Origin of the sequence: Anabaena sp. UHCC 0399 (assembly GCF_034931465.1) — a bacterium.
In the GTDB taxonomy this organism is placed as follows: Bacteria; Cyanobacteriota; Cyanobacteriia; order Cyanobacteriales; family Nostocaceae; genus Trichormus; species Trichormus minutissimus.
The window spans coordinates 26,983-44,952 of the sequence record NZ_JAYGGZ010000042.1 but is presented as its reverse complement, the minus strand read 5'-3'; the positions used below and the strand labels follow the sequence as shown (position 1 = coordinate 44,952).

Genomic DNA, 17,970 nt, shown 5'->3' with positions numbered 1-17,970 from the left:
AAATCCTGTAGTGTTTTCAGTGAATTATCAATGACAACCAGCAATTTTGAGTCAATAAAACCTGAGTCTGTTAAGAGAGTGAATCTCTTCACTATGTTTCGCCTTGGCCTATTTCAAATGGGGTTGGCGATGATGTCTATTTTGACTCTGGGTGTACTAAACAGAGTCATGATTCAAGAAATAGCAATTCCGGCGACGTTAGTGGCGTTGGTACTCGCATTGCCTGCATTTGTCTCTCCTTCGCGGATTTGGTTTGGTCAGATTTCCGATGCCAAGCCTTTGTGGGGTTATCACCGTACAGTTTATGTTTGGATAGGTGCAGCAATATTTGCGATCGCGGCTTTTTTAGCTGTACAAGTAATGTGGCAGTTAAATAGTGTAGCCAATGATTCTAGTGGCTGGGTGTGGACAACGGCTACTATTGGCTGGACAGCAGTTTTAGGGTTAGTTTTTGCCGTCTACGGTCTAGCAATTTGCGCTAGTGGTACGGCTTTTGCGGCTTTATTGGTGGATATCTCCGAGGAAGATAACCGTTCTAAAGTCGTCGGTGTCGTCTGGTCAATGCTGATGCTGGGGATTATTGTCGGGGCAATTATTAGTTCTAGTTTGCTCAAACAATTAACACCAGAAGCCAACATACTGACTTTACAGGCAGCAATTAACAGACTGTTTTTGATTGTGCCGGCGATTGTCTTTGGGTTGTCGTTTGTCGCTACCTGGGGTGTAGAAAAAAAGTATTCTTTCTACGCTAGCCGTTCTAGTCTCAGCAACCGGGAAGACAGCATCACCTTGGGTGCAGCGTGGAAGATTTTAACAGCTAGTCCCCAAACAGGGTTGTTTTTCACCTTTTTATTGGTGATGACATTTTCCTTGTTCATGCAAGACCCGATTCTCGAACCTTTTGCGGGTCAAGTGTTTAAAATGCCTTTGGCTGAAAGTACCAAACTCAACGTTTTTTATGGTACAGGTCTGTTGATTGCCTACGGAGTCACAGGCTTTCTGATTGTACCGCGCTTGGGTAAACGCAGAACTGCACGCTTGGGCTGTATTTTAGTCGCATTTGCGGCGTTATTGTTGGGTGCGTCGGGATTTTCGGCTAATCCTGCCTTTTTGAAGTTTGCTTTAGTTTTATTTGGGTTAGCGACTGGGTTTTTAACGACAGCTGCAATTAGCTTGATGCTGGATCTCACAGTTGCGGAAAGCGCAGGTACATTTATTGGTGCTTGGGGATTAGCACAGTCCGTTTCTAGGGGACTAGCAGTAGTTGCAGGTGGTGCAGTTTTAGATTTAGGCCGGAATCTGCTACCAACATTAGAATTAGCCTATGGATTAGTATTTGCTTTGGAAGCTTTAGGTATGGTGCTGTCGATTTGGTTTCTCAATCGGGTAAACGTGACAGAATTTCAAACCAATACCAAGCAAGCGATCGCTTCTGTATTAGAAAGTGATTTAGACTAAAACGGCTTTGGTGAGAATTTATCAATGAATGATTTTTGGACGACAGTTCTCGATTTCGCCCAAACCACTACTACCAGGGTGGGAAAGCGACTCATGGAAGATTATGGTCAGGTGCAAGCTTTACAAAAAGCTGATGGTAGCTTGGTGACACAAGCCGACAAATGGGCTGATCAAGAAATTCGGGATGCGATCGCTTCTACTTTCTCTGGTTATGGAATTTTGAGTGAAGAAAGCGATCAGATTTTTCCTGGTACAGAATGGTGTTGGGTAATTGATCCTTTAGATGGGACAACCAACTTTACACGGGGTATCCCTATCTGGTCAATTTCTTTGGGTTTGTTATATCGAGGTACACCAATTTTCGGTTATGTGTATGTACCACCTCTGAATCAAGCCTTTCACGGATTTTGGTCAGGTGATTCTGGTTTAACCACACCATCGGGAGCGTTTCTTAATCATCATCCCATTCATACTAGTATTGATGCTCCCAGCAGTAATCATTTCTTTAATCTCTGTTCTCGCAGCTTGGCTGTGGTGCAACAAGGCTTTCCCTGCAAAATTCGGATGCTGGGTGTAGCTAGTTATAATTTTCTCACCGTTGCGACTGGAGCGACTTTAGGCGGTGTGGAAGCAACACCCAAAGTATGGGATATAGCAGGAGCTTGGGTGATTGTGCAAGCGGCTGGCGGTAGTTGGATATCCCTGGATTCAGAGCCATTTCCTTTGGTATCAGCAGAAGATTATAGCGATCGCTCTTTCCCTACCCTTGTTGTCAGTCGCTCGGAATTAGTGCCATTTTTTACCCCCTTTACTCAAAAGATGGAAATCTAACAAGTTTTTCCAGCTTTTTGATCAAGAAAGGCAGGAGGCAGAAAAAATACTACTCTCTGCCTTTTTTCGATCAAATAAGGAACTTCCAAAAATTAAATTATCCCAAATTGACTGTTCGTAGGGTGTGTCAGTGTGAGAAACCTTTGCTATGCCCAGATATTCTTTGTACTGATGCACCCTACAGATGGAACATTTTTTGAGTTGGAAGTCCCTAAACGAGTTCAAAAAGTTTTGACTATTCCTTTAACTAATTTAATAGCCTGATCTCGCTCTTCAATTAAGCGGTTGATTTCTAAGGCAAACTTAGCACTGTGTTCCGCCAGGTGAATGATAACCTCAGTCGGAATCGCGATCGCCTGCAAATCTTGAACCACCGTCACAGTGACTAAGCTCCTTTGTCCCGCTAAAAGTGACATTTCACCGAAACAATCTCCACTTGACAAACGAAATACTTCTTGCTCTTTCCCTTGAGAATTTTTTACCGAGAGGCGAACACATCCATCCCAAACAATAAAAAATCCTTTGTCGATATTTCCCGCTTTGATAATACATTCGCCTACGCCGTATTCTTCCACAATGGCATGACGAGCAAGTTTATTGATAGTGCTAGGGTCGAGAAAGGCCAGATAAGGCAGTGCTTCCAAGTATTCTAATACTCTTTCCTGTGGAACTTCACTTTTTAACAAAGCTTGATCAACAGAATATTCCATTTGAGTCGGCAGAGGAATTGTTAACTTGTGACGCTTGGCAGCGTAGTAGATTATTTTTAACAAATCGCCTCTGATATCATCTTTCTTGGGATAATTATTGATGTAGATTTTTATCTCGTAATTGATGAAAAAATCCCCATATTCTTTGATGCGAACATTAGGTTCTGGATCGGCAATAATCCCTGGAGTTTCTAATGCAGCTTTTTTAATAATATCTATAACATGATTAGGTAAATCATTATAAGAAAATTTCACAAAAACCCTTTCTGCATGGATGGGATTGAGTAAGGTGTAGTTTTCAAAAGTTGTTTTCCCTAGTTCTCCATTTGGGATCACGATAATGTCTTTATTTCGGGTTCTTAGGCGAACAGCCCGCCAATTCATCTCGATTACTTCTCCTTCAAAATTTGTGCCTGAACGTGGCGAAATTTTTATCCAATCTCCTTCTTCAAAGGGTCTTTCCAAAAGTAACAGAAAACCTGAAACTAAGTTGCTTAAGGTATCTTGCAAAGCTAACGCCACTACTAAAGAACCAACCCCAAGAGCAGTTGTAATTTGTGCTAAGTCAATTTTCCAAATATTAGCTAGGATATGCACCCCAATAAGCAATACAACAGATGCTCGTGCTAACAAAAAATAGAGATTTGGTACTCTAATTTGCCAAGCTTTGGGTTTTTTGCGGGGTGTCAGGGTAGTGTTTAAAAAAGATAGTCCAGTGTAGATAATTGCCACCCAAAATAAAGTTTCGCCTATACGCACGAAGTTTCCTGAAGGTGCGAAACTGAGAATCTGACGCATCACTAGCCAGGCAGTTAGAAAGGGCAAAACTAGATTCCGCAGATGTTGCAGCGTTTCTACGAAGGGTATATTCTGCCGTTGTAATCTCTCAATTACTTCGTTGAGTGCGATCGCCACTACAGGAACTCCCAACATCAGAGCAATTCCCCAAGTTAATATGTCTTGGCGCATGATCCTAAACCCCAATATTTTGATGCTCTACCTGAGCCGCAGCATCTTTCATAATTTCACTCAAAAATTTATAAGCTTCTTCCCAGGCTCGCCGGACTTGGGGAGTAAATGCTTCGCCTAAACCTTGCTCTAGCGTCCAGAGTAAAGCTTCCCCCACAACATCATAATATTCCTCCTTCACTCCGTAACCTGCGTGTCTTTTACCGAGTTCTTGCACAGCCTTAATCACTGCTGCTGGGTTACGTAATCCTTCAACAGCGATCGCTAGTGTACTCATTAGTTTGCGTTGTTGATCTTCCATACTCCCTTTAAATAAAGGTCGTAAAGAGGGGCTTAATTCAAATAGTCGTTGATAGAATAGTTCGGCGGCGGTATCGGCGATCGGCTGAACTTTTGCAAAGGATGATTGCACTAGATCAACTTTGCTCATTGACATCCTAGTGGCAGTAACCAAAATCCATGTGTCCACCTCACCAATGATGTCAATGTACATTGGTCTATACTGCACTAAAGTGTAAGAGTCTGCCACCCACTCATAAGCAGCACGAGTCATCACAATGCTGTTAAGTTCCGCTTGATTGTACAAGCGCATGACTAAATAAACCGATTCTCCCCAAATGTTATAACCAAATCTCTTAGTACCAATTACCCCAGCTGTTACTGAACCGGCATGAATACCAATTTTTAACGCTAAAACTAAATCTTTTCTCAACTCCATCCGATGCAGGATATTCAACATTTCTACCCCAAAATCAATGGTGCGTTTAACATGATCTAGTCGGGGTATCGTCAGTCCGCAGACAGCCATGTAGTCAGTATCAATTGTACTTTTACGCTCCAGCCCAAAGCGTTCTGCCGCCTCATCAAATTCATGGAATAAGTGAGTCAACAACTGGGCGACTTCTGCTGGTGGAAGTCGTTGACTAAGTTCTGCAATCCCAACCACACGGGCATATAAAATGGTGACTTGTTTTACATGGTCAGCAATTAGCAACTCACCTTGCTTAAGACGCTGGGCAATGGTGAAAGGCACAATATTGAGCATGAGAGCTTCGTTTTCCCGATTTTTTTGCTCTATTTCTGCTAACTTTTCGCCCAAACTAATTACCATTGCATTAAATGCCCGCCCTAACTCCCCAAATTCATCATCAGCATTAATATCAACTGTGGTGTCATAATTGCCGGCTTGCAGTTGTTGAATTCCCTCTTTGATGGCTGCGATGGGGCGATTCACAAAATGAGAAACAATGATGCTCAAAAATGTGAACATGACAATTAAAATTGTGCTGGCACTCAACAACCACAACTGTAGATTGTCCACGGGAGTCAAGACTTCGGCTGTGTCCATCTGTGCCAATATTGCCCAATTCAGATCGCCAATCTGCAAAGGAGCATAAGCAGTGAGTGCCGAGATCCCACGATAATCTTTGAAAATGCCTGTACCAGTTTCACCTGCCAAGGCTTTTCGTGCGCCTTCTGTTTCTAGAGTCTGGATTTTGTTTTGTTTATCTGCGAGTGCAAATCTTGAGCGCGATCGCATCCGATAATCTGAACTAACTAAATAAGCTTCTCCAGACTTTCCCAAACCCTCATTCACCCAGTTTTGGTTACTGGTCATGATACGGTTAATTTCCGCAACAGATAGTTGCACCGCTAAAATTCCCACCAGCTTAGAACCGTCATAAATGGGGCCGGCGATAAATGCCACTTGAGAACCATACACTGGTCGATAAGCTTCAAAATCCGTGATTTGAGTTGTTCTCGGATCGAAACTTTGACGCACAGTTGCTACTAACTTGGCTAGGTGACTGGTGCGGTATGGGCCAGTATTGAGGTTAGTGCCGTAGTCTGGTTCTTTACGGATTGAGTAGATAATATCGCCTGTATTATGATCGATTAGTAATAAATTGCTGTAGCCCATGCTCTGGACTAGATTTTGAAATAAAGGTTGATATTGAGCATGGAAGCGACTGTATGCACTACCATCACCAGCATCTAAAAGTTGAGCTTTTTGTTCCACAGGATAGACATTACCAGCAACGTAGTAATGCTGGAGATATTTAGCAGCTTGGCTGACAGGACTGTAGTTGCTAAAACGGAGTTCTCCAGAAACATTGTCAGAAATCGTGGGAAAGAATTCCTTTTCATAATAATTTTGCAAAGATTGCTGCCACTGTGGCGGAATTGATTTCTGATTCAATTCCTGAAATCCTTGATGTAAATCTACCATCGCGGCAATAACCATCCGGTCTTCACACAGGGTTTTCAGGTGGTTGCGTAGAGTTTGCAAATAAGTTTTGATTTCGTCGGACTTAGCAGCGCGAACACTTGTAAGTTGGTTAGAAACAGACTGAGTTAGCGATCGCTTGCCCATCTGCAACCCTAGATAGGCGATGAGCAAAATCGAGCTAATACTGGCAAAAAGAATAATGATAATAAGCTTGGATTTGATGGTCAACCGATTAAAGAGGAGTGGCTGCATATTCGTGATGATTTTTTCCTGCCCCCTAGAGAGCATAGTATAGGCTGATAGTTATTTCTTCCTTTAGAGGCTTGAAATAAGAGAAAATACTTGAATCTAACTAGATGACAGAAAGTTTCCCAGAAAGGAAAGAAGATTTTGAGGATTGGAACCAGGAAATACGGTTATAACCTCTGTCTTCCTCAATACCATCCACTCCTCATTAACTCAAGTCGCCTAACGCCAAAAATTTTACAGATGACTTGGGTATTTTTTCAGGATGTTATAGCTTTACCACGTATATGTAATTAGATGGTGTCAATAACTAATGACATCACTAGTTATTGACTGTGTATTTTTGACTGTCAATAGTAACTTAATTAATGCTGACACCCACTACCTTTTTCAAAACATATTTGAACTTTTTGAGTAGATGATGATGATGATAGGAATCGCTCTATTATCTGCTTGATTGTTACTGCAATGTAAATATTTCCAGTATTTATACTAAGTCAATATAAAAGCTTTATTTTTTTATCTAATCAATTATCAATAGTTCATGGAATATTTCAAATCAATGTATAGAAGAGTTATTCATGAAAACTTTACTACCCGTAATGGACAAATTTGAAGAATCAAAATAGTTCACCGTATATTTACAAATTTAAAATAGGGTTTGGGTATAATCAGAATTACAGTGATGATTTAGTAATGGTGATATTACGGTAATTGCTTACTGACAATGAGCTATAGCTTAAGTAAAAATGGTGCATTGAATATAGAACAGCCATGTTATCTAACTTAGATTTATTAAAAGAGTTTGTTGATCAATCTATCCAAAAGAAAGAAGTTTTGTTAGCCAACGCTTCTTTACAGGCACAGACCGCCTATAAAAGTAACCAAGTCATAGCCAAAGCTGAAGGTGTGATTGCTACTGCCGAAATTACGCAGAAAACACTGGAATTCTCAATTAAATCAACTTCATCTTACTGGGAATTAATGAACGAGGCCTTGGCAGATTACAACTATATCCTCACAGGGGAAATAGATGAACGCCATTGCTACCAGTATAAATACTGTCCTTTGCCCCAAGGATATCATATGCACTGTACAAAATCAGTGAATCTGTGGCGGGCTTGGTGGAAATATCGCAAAAATAGTTTACAGTTAGGGATTCCTTTGGATTTGCTGATCCGTACACGTAATTCATGGTATCCCATCAGAGACTTAATTATTAGCGATGGGCTTTTATATATCAAAACCTTAGGTAGTGAGATTGCAGTTCATTCCAATGACCTAATAATTTGGTTAAGCAAGGTTGAGGTCAAATTCCCCAGTCCATCTGAGGTGGAAAATTGAAGTGCTTTTAGTTCTTTTTGTCAGAAATAGTTATAGCTGACTGGGTAATCAGCATTTTCCTTCTAGAAAAATATTTAAACAACTACAGAGATGAAAATGTCTCTTATCTAGCCTTTGGTCTAAACCTCCCTATGTCCAGCTACTTGCATTGCGGTTAAAATGCCTGTGAGTATTTGACTAGAAAAAGATCATGAAAGGACTCTGGCTGGAAAATAACCAATTACAACTGCGTACAGATATTCCGATTCCTGAACCACCAGCAGGGGAAGCCCTTGTGCGTGTTTTACGCGCAGGAATTTGCAATACTGATTTAGAATTACTGAGAGGTTACTACCCCTATACAGGCGTTTTAGGACACGAATTTGTCGGTTTGGTAGAACAAGGGCCAAAACATCTTGTCAATCAGCGCGTAGTCGGTGAAATTAATGCTGTTTGTGGTCATTGCCGTTTCTGTCGTCGGGGACAACCAACCCACTGCGAAAACCGTACAGTATTGGGTATCGTCAATCGTCACGGCGCATTTGCTGACTATCTTTGTTTACCAATAGAAAATCTTCATCCCGTACCCGAAAATGTATCAACAGACACTGCCACTTTTACCGAACCTTTAGCAGCCGCACTAGAAATTCAGCAGCAGGTGACGATATGTGCAGATGACCGCGTTCTAGTAGTGGGAGATGGCAAACTAGGGCAGTTAGTAGCGCAAACATTGGCTTTAACTGGTTGTCAACTATTAGTGGTCGGTCGTCACCAAGACAAACTCGCTAATTTAGAGGCGCGGGGAATAAAAACTGGTTTCGTTGATGTTGTAAAAGATAGAACTTTTGATATTTCCGTAGAATGTACTGGTAATCCAGAAGGATTTGAGATCGCTCGTCGCGCCCTACGTCCTCGTGGTACTCTTATACTCAAAAGTACCTATGCAGGCAACCTCAGCTTCGATGCTTCTGCTTTGGTAGTAGATGAAATCACCCTCATCGGTTCTCGTTGTGGCCCTTTTCCGGCAGCATTGGATTTATTAGCAGCAGAGAAAGTAGACGTAAAACCGCTAATTCATTCCAGCTACCCCCTCAACGAAGCACTAGAGGCTTTTGCACAAGCCCAACGCCGAGGGGTTTTAAAGGTATTGTTGGAAATTAGTTAAGAGTGCTGAGTGCTGAGTGCTGAGTGCTGAGTAGGGAGTGCTGTTAGCGGTAGCGGGGCGTTTAGCCCGTGCTGAGTAGTGAGTGGGCGTTATTGGGCATTGTATTTTGCTCCCCCTGCTTCCCCTGCTCCCCCTACTTCACCTGTCCCCTATTCCCTAGTACAAATAAGGATTTGTCTTGGGTTGAAAATCACAACAATGAATCGCCTCTTCTGTATTGGCTATAGATGGGTGGACAGTGCATTTGAGGCGGTAGTCATCGGTGAAAAATTGACAACCTGTACAGGGTATTTGGTGCATTTGTTTGGCTGTGGTGATACTGTCTCGTGCAGCTGTCCATAGACTCCAAACAACAAGAGAAATGAGCATCCAAGCAACAACAAAGCAAATGGGTACTAAAAATGGTTGGATGCCTCTGATTAGTAAAACTATCAATTCCAGCACGGCAATTTCTGATAAAAATGGAGAGTTAGAAGTATATTAACTCCTAACTCCTTCAACCTAACTTCTCGCTACAGAAGTATAAATTCATGGGGACTGGGTATTGGGGACTGGGGACTGGGACATTGGTGTTAGGACTTACGCACAATTTACGGAATAACAAACCACAGAGACGCAGAGAACACGGAGAAATAAGGGTTTGAGAGACTTTTTGCGTAAGTCCTGGGTGTAAAATCTCCTCTGCCCCTGTGCTTCTTTCCTGTCACCTGTCACCTGTCACCTTTAAATCCCAGCGTGACCTAATGCTAAACCAGCTACCAGCATTCCTAAAACCAAGAATGGTTGTGCGCTGGCTTGGTATTTCACATCATTCTTTAAGGGGTCGCGCAGAAAGTACATATCCTGGAAGGTGATTTGAGGAATGATTAACAGTACCAAAATCGCTGCATACAAATTTTCGTGGATACTTACCAGATAAGCAGCTATCAAGCCTTGAAAGACATCAATCATCACCACACAAATCCAGGCGGCCTTGTCGATACCGAACATTACAGGTAAAGATTTTAGACCGAGTTGGCGATCGCCTTCTACACTCTTAAAATCGTTGACGATGGCAATTCCTAATCCTGCCCAGCTGTAAATCAAGGTAATAACGATGATTTTCCAGTTGAGTTCACCAAATAAAGCATGACCAGCCCACCAAGGTAAGGCGATGTAGCTAGCACCCAAGGCGTAGTTACCCAACCAGCCGTTTTGTTTCAGCTTGAGAGGTGGTGCAGAGTAGATAAAGGCAATAAAAGAACCAAATATCGCTAAAACTGTGACATTGGGAAATTCATGCCCTGCCCATAAATCCAGTACAAAGGACAGGGAAATCCCAGCAATAAATAAGAAGATAATCTGGCTAACTACCTGGGGTACGGAAATTGCGCCGGAAGGGATAGGGCGATAGGGTTCATTGATGGCATCAATTTCGCGATCGTAAAAGTCATTTAGGGTTTGAGTATAACCCGTCAGTAACGGCCCAGACAGTAACATACAAGCTGCTGCTTTTAAGACATTTTCTAAAGTCCAAGTGTAATTACCAGAAGAAGCCGCACCACAGACAACACCCCAAATTAAGGGAATCCAGGTAATCGGCTTCATCAATTGCAGGCGAATTTTCCAAATCGAGGTTTCCCCCGGTGCTGCACCTTTCATCCCCAGTAACTGCCGGGTTTTAGCAGTGCGGTCACTTGCTTCAGAATTAGAATCGGGAGTAATAGGAGTGAGTTCTGACATAAGGATTAATTATGAATTTGGGAATTGGGAATTGGGAATTGAGAATGGGGCATTGATAATTTCTATATGCCCTATACCCTATGCCCCAGTTCCCAATCCTAAAAAGAAATGATCAAATAATTATTTTGAAACTTAGCCCCAGTGATTGGTCTGCCACTCAGTGCCGGTGGTAGGAAGATATTCCGCCTTTGGTCGCCTGCTTCTACAGTGACTTCTGGCCCATATTGGGTGAGTTTGACCTGTTTTTTATCAAATCCAGGCAAAAACAAGCGTACTTGGAGGTTGTGGACATCGATTGTAATTGGGTTGGGGGCTTGTACTGCTTGCTCAACAAAATTAGGTAGAGCATCTATTAATGGTTGCCAATTACCATTTGTCAAGTCAGGAACAACACTTACCTTCAAGGGTGCGAATTCTTCCGATAAGTCGGTGTTTCCCTGGGCAGAAATTTGGATGACACCACCAATTGTTAAACCGACTTGTTGCGCGCTTCCCCACAAATAACGGCCGCTTGCTACTTCTAAGGGATCTCCTGTAGTCACTAAAAAAGCGGCTACGCGCTGGGGGTCAGCTAGAGCTGCTTTTCCCTTATCTAAGAAATTATTAACTTGATTGGTAGGGTGAGCAAAGTTATCTGCTGTCCAGTTGAAGTTAAAAAAGCTGCTAATTAGCGGTTGAACCAACGGTGATTCTGCAATACTCTTACCTAAGTCAGAGTTGACTACTAACTGCCGAAATCGGCGGATATACCAACTTAAAGACTCTGGTAAACCCAACATCCGCAAGGTAGATGAGTCACCTGTGCCGTTGTAGATAATGGCATCATACTTACCACTGGCATCATATTCACGGATAGCATTGAGGGCAAGGGCATTGTCCATGCCTGGTAATACTACCAGTTCTTGACCGTAGACATCTTTGATGATAGGTGTTCTGAGGTATTGCGCCTCAAGTTTTTTCACTTCATCCCAATTGCGTTCTAGTAATACAGATGCTTGGAACTGTACTACTTCTAGATTGGGTGCAATTTCTTTGGGGTCAGGTGTCAGGGGTTGATCTAACAGGATGGATAATACTGGTTCTGCCAATCCTGCTAAAAGTACGCGTTTACCTTGACTCGCCAATGACTTAGCAGCAGCGATCGCTATTTTGGTACGAGCAATGCTGCTTTCGCCCAAAAATGTCAATATCTGGGACATTATCTTGATTTCCAATAACCGCCGGTCTTTTCAACTCCAACTTAGCACTAGACAAATAACCTTAGCTTCTACCTGGAGTAGCTATGACTACACTGGCTTGATTTCATCATCAAAAAACCAAGTGGAACTATTATCGTCAAACTTCACCACTACACCAATGCCCTGACCATCAGTGACTTTGTAGCCTTCGATAATACCAACTTTACCTAGTTTCTGAGCAATGGGAGCAGAAACGCGATCGCGCAAACGAAATACCTTAACTTTTTGTCCGATTTCCATGCCGACATAAAACGCAATAAACCAACAATCAGTTTAGCTGAATCTGGTACTCATCGGTTATAGGATTTGGGGATTGGGGATTGGGGATTGGGGACTGGGAATTTTAGATTTTAGATTTTGGATTGGATAATTTAAAATCCACTCATTGGAAAGCTGGGGACTGGAGACTGGGGACAGATACTAACTCATACTCCAAGACCTTTTTTCATTTTGAATTTTGACCCTTCACTTCTTTCGAGGGCAAGATTTTAAATTTTGAATTCGGAACGCAGCAACGTGACTATTGACCAAAAGCTTAAAATTAAATCAATACGCAATCAGGTATAAAACCATGTTTGTCACAGCGCAACAGCTAGAACAACAAATGCCCGATGCAACTCGGTTATTAAGTGATGAGCCGGAAATGGAAACTTCGTTGCATTATATGCAGCTATTGCTATTAGTCACTTGTTTAGAATGGCTGTGGCGCGATCAAAATGACTATTTTATCGGTGCAAATCTGACAATATACTTTAGCCGTCAGCAATTGCGAAATCGAGATTTCCGTGGACCAGATTTCTTTTTAGTCAAGGACACCGAAAAACGTCCCCGCAATTCCTGGGTAGTCTGGGAAGAAGATGGGCGTTATCCAGATTTAATTATTGAATTACTTTCTGAGAGTACGGCTGATATTGACCGGAATTTGAAGAAAAGCCTGTATGAAAATCGATTTCACACACCGGAATATTTTTGGTTTTCGCCAGAGAGGTTAGAATTTGCTGGTTTTGAGTTAATAGGCAATAGATATCAAGAAATCCTAGCTGATGAGCGTGGCTGGCGTTGGAGTGGAGTTCTTGGTCTGTATTTGGGTGTGGAAAATAGTCAACTTCGTTACTTTACTGCTGACGGTGATTTAGTACCAACGCCAGAAGAAGTTGCTATAGCAATACAGCAACAAGCATCTGAAGCACAACAACAGTTATCTGAGGTGCAGCAACAAGCATCTGAAACACAACAACAGTTATCTGAGGTACAGCAACAATTATCTGAAGCACAACAACAGGTATCGGGTACTGAATTACGATTGCAACAAGAACAGGAGCGATCGCATCGTTTGGTAGAATATTTGCGTTCTCTAGGCGTTGACCCAGATAGTTTGAGTTAAGGTAAAACTGGCATTTAATATCGTTGAGGTAGCAATCATGTATCAAACTAATCCACCTCGTCCGCCACAAGAAACTATGCCAACGATGTATGATTTACCCAGTGAATTAGTAGGCGAATCAGGCTTGCCAGACGAATTTCATTGCATACAGGCAGATTTGCTTAGTGAGACTTGTCAACCTCCTAACTATTCATCGGAGGAAATTTTACTTGCTAGCGACTTAAACCTTTACTATGACCCCCGCCATACTTTGTGGTACAAGCGTCCTGATTGGTACATGGTTTTGGGAGTACCAAATGCTAATCAACAGCAAGACTTACGTTTAAGTTACGTTATTTGGCAAGAGGGGATTGCTCCGTTTTTAGTAGTTGAATTACTCTCACCAGGTACAGAACAGGAAGATTTAGGGACGACACTACGAGAAGTAAATAAACCTCCAACCAAGTGGGAAGTTTATGAACGGATTTTGCGCGTTCCTTATTATGTTGTATATGACCGCTACGAAAATAATTTGCGGGCGTTTCGACTCAATGGTACTCGTTATGAGGCTATACCTTTAGTAGAAAAGCGATTTTGGTTGGAAGAGCTAGAGTTAGGTTTAGGTCTTTGGCAAGGTTCTTATCAGCAGACAAATGGTTTATGGTTGCGTTGGTATAATACAGCAGGTTGGCTGCCAACATTCAATGAGAAAGTAGAACAAGAACGCCAACGGGCTGAACAAGAACGTCAACGGGCTGAACAAGAACGCCAACGGGCTGAACAAGAACGCCAACGGGCTGATAAACTGGCAGAGTATTTGCGATCGCAAGGAATTGATCCAGATAGCCTAAGTTAAGCCATTCCGGTAGAGACTAAATTTGTAGCTATTTTAAATACCTTGATCGCTGGAAAAAATATTTATTTGACTTTTCTGCATTAATATGGTTAAAAAATCAATAATTACTCACAGAGAAATTTTAGGAACTAACTAACCAGTAAACTGGTCGTGCGGATGTAATATGTGGTGAGTGGTTGAAGTAAGAGCTTATAAATTTGGCTAATATTCACCAATACTTTGAAAAGTATAATTTTATTCTCAGTCTAATGCGACAATTTAGCCTCTAATGAGATAAAATGCGCGAATGAATTGCCTGTGGTGTGTGATGGGTTTTGAGGATGACACTTTCTATCAAAGATAATTCAAATTGGTTACAAGTGCGCCGTTACCGGGAATTGCTATATGTCTTGGTAATGCGAAACCTCAAGGTGCGTTACCGAGGCTCTTTATTAGGCGTATATTGGTCGCTATTGAACCCGTTAATTATGACGGCACTGTACAGTGCGATTTTTGGAGCAACATTTGCTTCTTATTATGGCAATTCTATACTGAACTACATGCTAGCAGCCTTCACTGGCTTAGTGGTGATTAATTTTTTCTCATCCTCTACATCCCAAGCTTTGTCAAGTGTAGTAGGCAATGGAGCATTGTTAAACAAAATTCGCTTACCTGTCAGTGTTTTCCCGGTTTCAATGATTGTAGCAAATGTCTTTCAGTTTGCAGTTGGGGCATTTCCCTTGCTAGCAGTAATCGCTCTAATCAATTCTAAGAGTTTAATCAATGTGCTGGCACTACTATTTCCATTTCTGTCCTTAGCTTTAGTTTGTACCGGAGTTGGATTTTTAGTCAGTGCGCTGTATGTTTTTTTTAGAGATTTACCTTACTTCTATGAATTAGTTGTATTTGTACTTTGGATTAGCAGCCCTGTATTTTATCCAGCAGCTATTGTTCCGTTACCAGTTAAAAAGTTTTTATTACTCAATCCGCTATCACCAATTATTGAAAGTCTCCGTCAAATTACATTATCTGGAAATTTACCTGATTTCAGTTTAATTTGGGGTAGTTTGCTCAGTGGAATAATCCTTTTGTCATTAGGATGGGTTTGTTTTCATATGTGGCGACATCAGTTTATGGATTTGCTGTAGATGGAAGTCATTCGTCTAGATCAAGTTTCACTCTGGCGACGGACGCAAGAAGAGTTTTCTTACGACCTCAAGAAAACAGTTTTATCAATTATTGAAGGTAAGTACCGTCAGCCTGCACGGAAATTAGTACTTGATCATATTGATATAGTCGTTAATTCAGGTGAAAAAGTAGGAATTATTGGCGCAAACGGTTCAGGTAAATCAACTCTCCTGAAAATAATTTGTGCTATTTTACAACCAACAAGCGGTATAGTCAGAGTCAGAGGACAAATAGCTCCTTTGATTGAACTCGGTGCAGGGTTTGATTCAGAGATTTCGGTGATGGATAATATTGTTTTGTACGGAGTTTTACTAGGATTTTCTAGGGCGGAAATTCAGCAAAGATCCTCCTCGATCTTGGATTTTGCAGAGTTGGAAGATTATGCATTAGTCCCAGTCAAAGGTTTATCTTCTGGTATGGTAGCTAGGCTAGGATTTGCTATTGCTACAGATGTGCAACCAGATATTCTAATATTAGATGAAGTTCTATCGGTAGGAGACGAAAAATTTAAAAATAAATGTAAGCAGAGAATCGATCACTTTTGGGATGGAAATGCCACAGTCTTGGCAGTATCGCATGATCTAGCGTTTATTAGAAATTCTTGTGAGCGAGCAATTTGGCTAGATAAGGGACAAATAAAATTTGTAGGTAATGCTGAAGAAACAGTAGATTATTATCTGCAAGCAGTCAAAGAGGGTAACACTTAAACTTCGATCTTTAAAGCAATAATTTTTACAAAAAAGCTCTTTTACGTGTAAAATCTCAATCAGAGTATACAAGGAATGACAATGAGAATATTAATTACTGGAGGGGCGGGTTATATTGGTTCTGTACTGACACCAACTTTACTAGCTAATGGTTATGAGGTGACTGTATTAGATAATTTTATGTTTCACCAAAATAGCTTGGCTGATTGCTGTCAATATGATGGCTTTCAAGTGATGAGGGGTGATTGCAGAGATGAAAACACTATTAAATTTCTGCTCAAAGATGCCGATGTGATTATTCCCCTAGCAGCACTAGTAGGTGCGCCCTTGTGTAAGAATGATGCGATTGGCACTCAAACTATTAACTCTGATGCTGTCAAGATGTTGTGTCGGCTGGCTAGCAAAGAACAAAGGATTCTCATGCCAGTAACAAATAGCGGTTATGGTATTGGTGAACCTGGAAAGTTTTGTACAGAGGAAACACCTTTACGCCCAATTTCCCTTTATGGAGTTACGAAAGTAGAAGCAGAAACAGCAGTTTTAGAAAGAGAAAATAGTATCACGTTCCGACTAGCAACTGTTTTTGGGATGTCACCTCGTATGAGGATGGATTTATTAGTAAATGACTTTGTTTACCGGGCTGTACATGACCGAGCCGTGCTGGTTTTTGAGGGACATTTTAAGAGAAATTATATTCATATCCGTGATATAGCCAAGGTATTTTTGCATGGCATTGCTAATTTTGAAACCATGAAGGGTAAGCCCTACAATGTGGGTTTAGAAGATGCCAACTTATCCAAATTAGAATTATGTGCTGAAATTAAAAAGCACTTGCCCCATTTTGTATATCTAGAAGCTCCTATTGGAGAAGATCCAGATAAGCGCGATTACATAGTTTCTAACGCCAGGATTTTAAATACTGGTTTTGAACCAGATTGGTCTTTAAGTCGAGGTATTCAGGAGTTAATTAAGGGTTATACAATCTTACGCAACAGCCTGTATTCTAATGTCTAGTGGAGGCAGCCAATGTTATTTCCCCCAAATGAGGTCATAGCCGTAATTTTAGCTGGTGGTTACGGCACACGCATCAAACACCTATTAAATGGTGTCCCTAAACCTATGGTGTCAATTGCAGGTAGACCTTTTGTTGAGTGGGTTGTACGTTATCTAAAAACACAAGGAATTACAAAAGCCATTATTTCGACAGGTTATCTTGCAGAGGTCATAGAACAACATTTTCAAACACACCCTGTTGATGGTATACAGATTATTTGCTGTCGAGAAAACACGCCCCTAGGTACTGCTGGGGGTTTTTTAAATGCTGTACATCACAGTGAAGACGTACCGAATATTTGGCTAGTTGTCAATGGTGATTCTCTAGTGTTTGCAAATTTAGCGTTACTGAGTAACCATTTTTATGATAAAAAAAATAGTGGTGTAATTGTAGGCTTATCTGTGAATGATGCTTCACGATATGGTTCTCTAGTATGTAATCAGTTCGGTGAACTAGAAAATTTTGCTGAAAAGTGTACTGGTGCTGGAATAATAAGTGTCGGTGTATACTTATTAAAAAATTCTTTATTACAAGAATTTCCAGACACACTGCCGTTGAGCTTTGAAAATGAAGTATTCCCTTTATTTTTAAGCAAACATTTTTCCATACAAGTAGCTATCACCGATGCTGCTTTTTTAGATATAGGCACTCCTGAGTCTTTAGCACAGGCTGAATCATTTATTCTACAAAACTTAGATAAGTTTGAGTCGGCATATTAATATTTTCCGTACCATGCACATATGATATATAGACGCTTCGCCACTTATTTTTTCTTGTAATTTATCAGTTATCCAATCACTTTAAATCATCATTACACCAATTCTGGTAAGCTAGAGTTAATTGCAAAAATCATCACTCATTTAAAAATTTCAGATGCTTAGTTGTATATTTGTATATGTTTAAATGAGGTATGTTCAGACAGTAGCATTGC

16 protein-coding genes are annotated in these 17,970 nt (G+C 41.1%); 10 read left to right on the top strand and 6 right to left on the bottom strand.

Annotated elements, in window-relative coordinates; translation table 11 throughout:
* Window positions 1–30: 30 nt before the first annotated feature.
* Window positions 31–1,458 carry a BCD family MFS transporter gene (locus tag VB693_RS20805; protein ID WP_323267924.1) on the top strand — a complete coding sequence of 476 codons (1,428 nt, stop codon included), beginning with the start codon at window positions 31–33 and terminating at the stop codon, window positions 1,456–1,458.
* Between the two features lie 24 nt (window positions 1,459–1,482).
* On the top strand, window positions 1,483–2,289 hold the full coding sequence (locus VB693_RS20800) for an inositol monophosphatase family protein (RefSeq protein ID WP_323267923.1): 807 nt from the start codon (window positions 1,483–1,485) through the stop codon (window positions 2,287–2,289).
* 221 nt (window positions 2,290–2,510) lie between these two features.
* On the opposite strand, the gene VB693_RS20795 is transcribed toward VB693_RS20800, so the two are convergent.
* Both VB693_RS20795 and VB693_RS20790 read right to left on the bottom strand, forming a co-directional pair.
* Complete coding sequence (locus tag VB693_RS20795; protein WP_323267922.1) at window positions 2,511–3,968, bottom strand: mechanosensitive ion channel family protein; 1,458 nt, start codon at window positions 3,966–3,968, stop codon at window positions 2,511–2,513.
* A 4-nt stretch (window positions 3,969–3,972) separates the two neighbouring features.
* Window positions 3,973–6,450, bottom strand: a complete 2,478-nt coding sequence (locus VB693_RS20790; protein ID WP_323267921.1) for an adenylate/guanylate cyclase domain-containing protein — start codon at window positions 6,448–6,450, stop codon at window positions 3,973–3,975.
* A 768-nt stretch (window positions 6,451–7,218) separates the two neighbouring features.
* Here VB693_RS20790 and VB693_RS20785 point away from each other — a divergent pair.
* Both VB693_RS20785 and VB693_RS20780 read left to right on the top strand, forming a co-directional pair.
* The gene (locus VB693_RS20785; RefSeq protein ID WP_323267920.1) at window positions 7,219–7,788 is read left to right on the top strand and encodes a hypothetical protein; all 570 of its coding nucleotides are present in this window, start codon (window positions 7,219–7,221) and stop codon (window positions 7,786–7,788) included.
* Between the two features lie 190 nt (window positions 7,789–7,978).
* Window positions 7,979–8,932, top strand: a complete 954-nt coding sequence (locus VB693_RS20780) for an MDR/zinc-dependent alcohol dehydrogenase-like family protein (protein ID WP_323267919.1) — start codon at window positions 7,979–7,981, stop codon at window positions 8,930–8,932.
* 156 nt (window positions 8,933–9,088) lie between these two features.
* Here VB693_RS20780 and VB693_RS20775 read toward each other — a convergent pair whose 3' ends face one another.
* From VB693_RS20775 to VB693_RS20760, 4 genes are all read right to left on the bottom strand, one after another.
* Window positions 9,089–9,376 carry a hypothetical protein gene (locus VB693_RS20775; RefSeq protein ID WP_190706150.1) on the bottom strand — a complete coding sequence of 96 codons (288 nt, stop codon included), beginning with the start codon at window positions 9,374–9,376 and terminating at the stop codon, window positions 9,089–9,091.
* A gap of 279 nt (window positions 9,377–9,655) precedes the next feature.
* Window positions 9,656–10,654, bottom strand: coding sequence for a chlorophyll synthase ChlG (chlG, locus tag VB693_RS20770; protein ID WP_323267918.1), 999 nt, complete (start codon window positions 10,652–10,654; stop codon window positions 9,656–9,658).
* 98 nt (window positions 10,655–10,752) lie between these two features.
* The gene (locus VB693_RS20765; protein ID WP_323267917.1) at window positions 10,753–11,853 is read right to left on the bottom strand and encodes an ArsA family ATPase; all 1,101 of its coding nucleotides are present in this window, start codon (window positions 11,851–11,853) and stop codon (window positions 10,753–10,755) included.
* Window positions 11,854–11,940: 87 nt separating this feature from the next.
* Window positions 11,941–12,132, bottom strand: a complete 192-nt coding sequence (locus VB693_RS20760; protein WP_190706141.1) for a DUF2862 domain-containing protein — start codon at window positions 12,130–12,132, stop codon at window positions 11,941–11,943.
* A gap of 331 nt (window positions 12,133–12,463) precedes the next feature.
* Between VB693_RS20760 and VB693_RS20755 the strand changes: the two genes are divergently transcribed.
* The 6 genes from VB693_RS20755 (at window position 12,464) to VB693_RS20730 (ending at window position 17,758) form a co-directional block, all read left to right on the top strand.
* Window positions 12,464–13,276: a Uma2 family endonuclease gene (locus tag VB693_RS20755; protein WP_323267915.1), complete on the top strand. Its 813-nt coding sequence runs from the start codon at window positions 12,464–12,466 to the stop codon at window positions 13,274–13,276.
* A 37-nt stretch (window positions 13,277–13,313) separates the two neighbouring features.
* Window positions 13,314–14,111 (top strand): Uma2 family endonuclease, encoded by a 798-nt coding sequence (locus tag VB693_RS20750; protein ID WP_323267914.1) that lies wholly within the window; start codon window positions 13,314–13,316, stop codon window positions 14,109–14,111.
* Window positions 14,112–14,431: 320 nt separating this feature from the next.
* Entirely contained in the window at window positions 14,432–15,238 is an 807-nt protein-coding gene (locus tag VB693_RS20745) for an ABC transporter permease (RefSeq protein ID WP_323267913.1), read from the top strand.
* Window positions 15,239–15,985, top strand: coding sequence for an ABC transporter ATP-binding protein (locus VB693_RS20740; protein WP_323267912.1), 747 nt, complete (start codon window positions 15,239–15,241; stop codon window positions 15,983–15,985).
* A gap of 81 nt (window positions 15,986–16,066) precedes the next feature.
* The gene (locus tag VB693_RS20735; protein ID WP_323267911.1) at window positions 16,067–16,999 is read left to right on the top strand and encodes an NAD-dependent epimerase/dehydratase; all 933 of its coding nucleotides are present in this window, start codon (window positions 16,067–16,069) and stop codon (window positions 16,997–16,999) included.
* Window positions 17,000–17,011: 12 nt separating this feature from the next.
* Window positions 17,012–17,758, top strand: coding sequence for a sugar phosphate nucleotidyltransferase (locus tag VB693_RS20730; protein ID WP_323267910.1), 747 nt, complete (start codon window positions 17,012–17,014; stop codon window positions 17,756–17,758).
* Window positions 17,759–17,970: the final 212 nt, after the last annotated feature.

What these genes read in the sequence shown, in the direction of transcription:
- chlG (WP_323267918.1), bottom strand. Translation starts at nt 10,654, where the DNA reads ATGTCAGAACTCACTCCTATTACTCCCGATTCTAATTCTGAAGCAAGT.
- VB693_RS20735 (WP_323267911.1), top strand. Translation starts at nt 16,067, where the DNA reads ATGAGAATATTAATTACTGGAGGGGCGGGTTATATTGGTTCTGTACTG.
- VB693_RS20800 (WP_323267923.1), top strand. Translation starts at nt 1,483, where the DNA reads ATGAATGATTTTTGGACGACAGTTCTCGATTTCGCCCAAACCACTACT.
- VB693_RS20780 (WP_323267919.1), top strand. Translation starts at nt 7,979, where the DNA reads ATGAAAGGACTCTGGCTGGAAAATAACCAATTACAACTGCGTACAGAT.
- VB693_RS20755 (WP_323267915.1), top strand. Translation starts at nt 12,464, where the DNA reads ATGTTTGTCACAGCGCAACAGCTAGAACAACAAATGCCCGATGCAACT.
- VB693_RS20805 (WP_323267924.1), top strand. Translation starts at nt 31, where the DNA reads ATGACAACCAGCAATTTTGAGTCAATAAAACCTGAGTCTGTTAAGAGA.
- VB693_RS20790 (WP_323267921.1), bottom strand. Translation starts at nt 6,450, where the DNA reads ATGCAGCCACTCCTCTTTAATCGGTTGACCATCAAATCCAAGCTTATT.
- VB693_RS20730 (WP_323267910.1), top strand. Translation starts at nt 17,012, where the DNA reads ATGTTATTTCCCCCAAATGAGGTCATAGCCGTAATTTTAGCTGGTGGT.
- VB693_RS20760 (WP_190706141.1), bottom strand. Translation starts at nt 12,132, where the DNA reads ATGGAAATCGGACAAAAAGTTAAGGTATTTCGTTTGCGCGATCGCGTT.
- VB693_RS20740 (WP_323267912.1), top strand. Translation starts at nt 15,239, where the DNA reads ATGGAAGTCATTCGTCTAGATCAAGTTTCACTCTGGCGACGGACGCAA.
- VB693_RS20765 (WP_323267917.1), bottom strand. Translation starts at nt 11,853, where the DNA reads ATGTCCCAGATATTGACATTTTTGGGCGAAAGCAGCATTGCTCGTACC.
- VB693_RS20750 (WP_323267914.1), top strand. Translation starts at nt 13,314, where the DNA reads ATGTATCAAACTAATCCACCTCGTCCGCCACAAGAAACTATGCCAACG.
- VB693_RS20795 (WP_323267922.1), bottom strand. Translation starts at nt 3,968, where the DNA reads ATGCGCCAAGACATATTAACTTGGGGAATTGCTCTGATGTTGGGAGTT.
- VB693_RS20745 (WP_323267913.1), top strand. Translation starts at nt 14,432, where the DNA reads ATGACACTTTCTATCAAAGATAATTCAAATTGGTTACAAGTGCGCCGT.
- VB693_RS20785 (WP_323267920.1), top strand. Translation starts at nt 7,219, where the DNA reads ATGTTATCTAACTTAGATTTATTAAAAGAGTTTGTTGATCAATCTATC.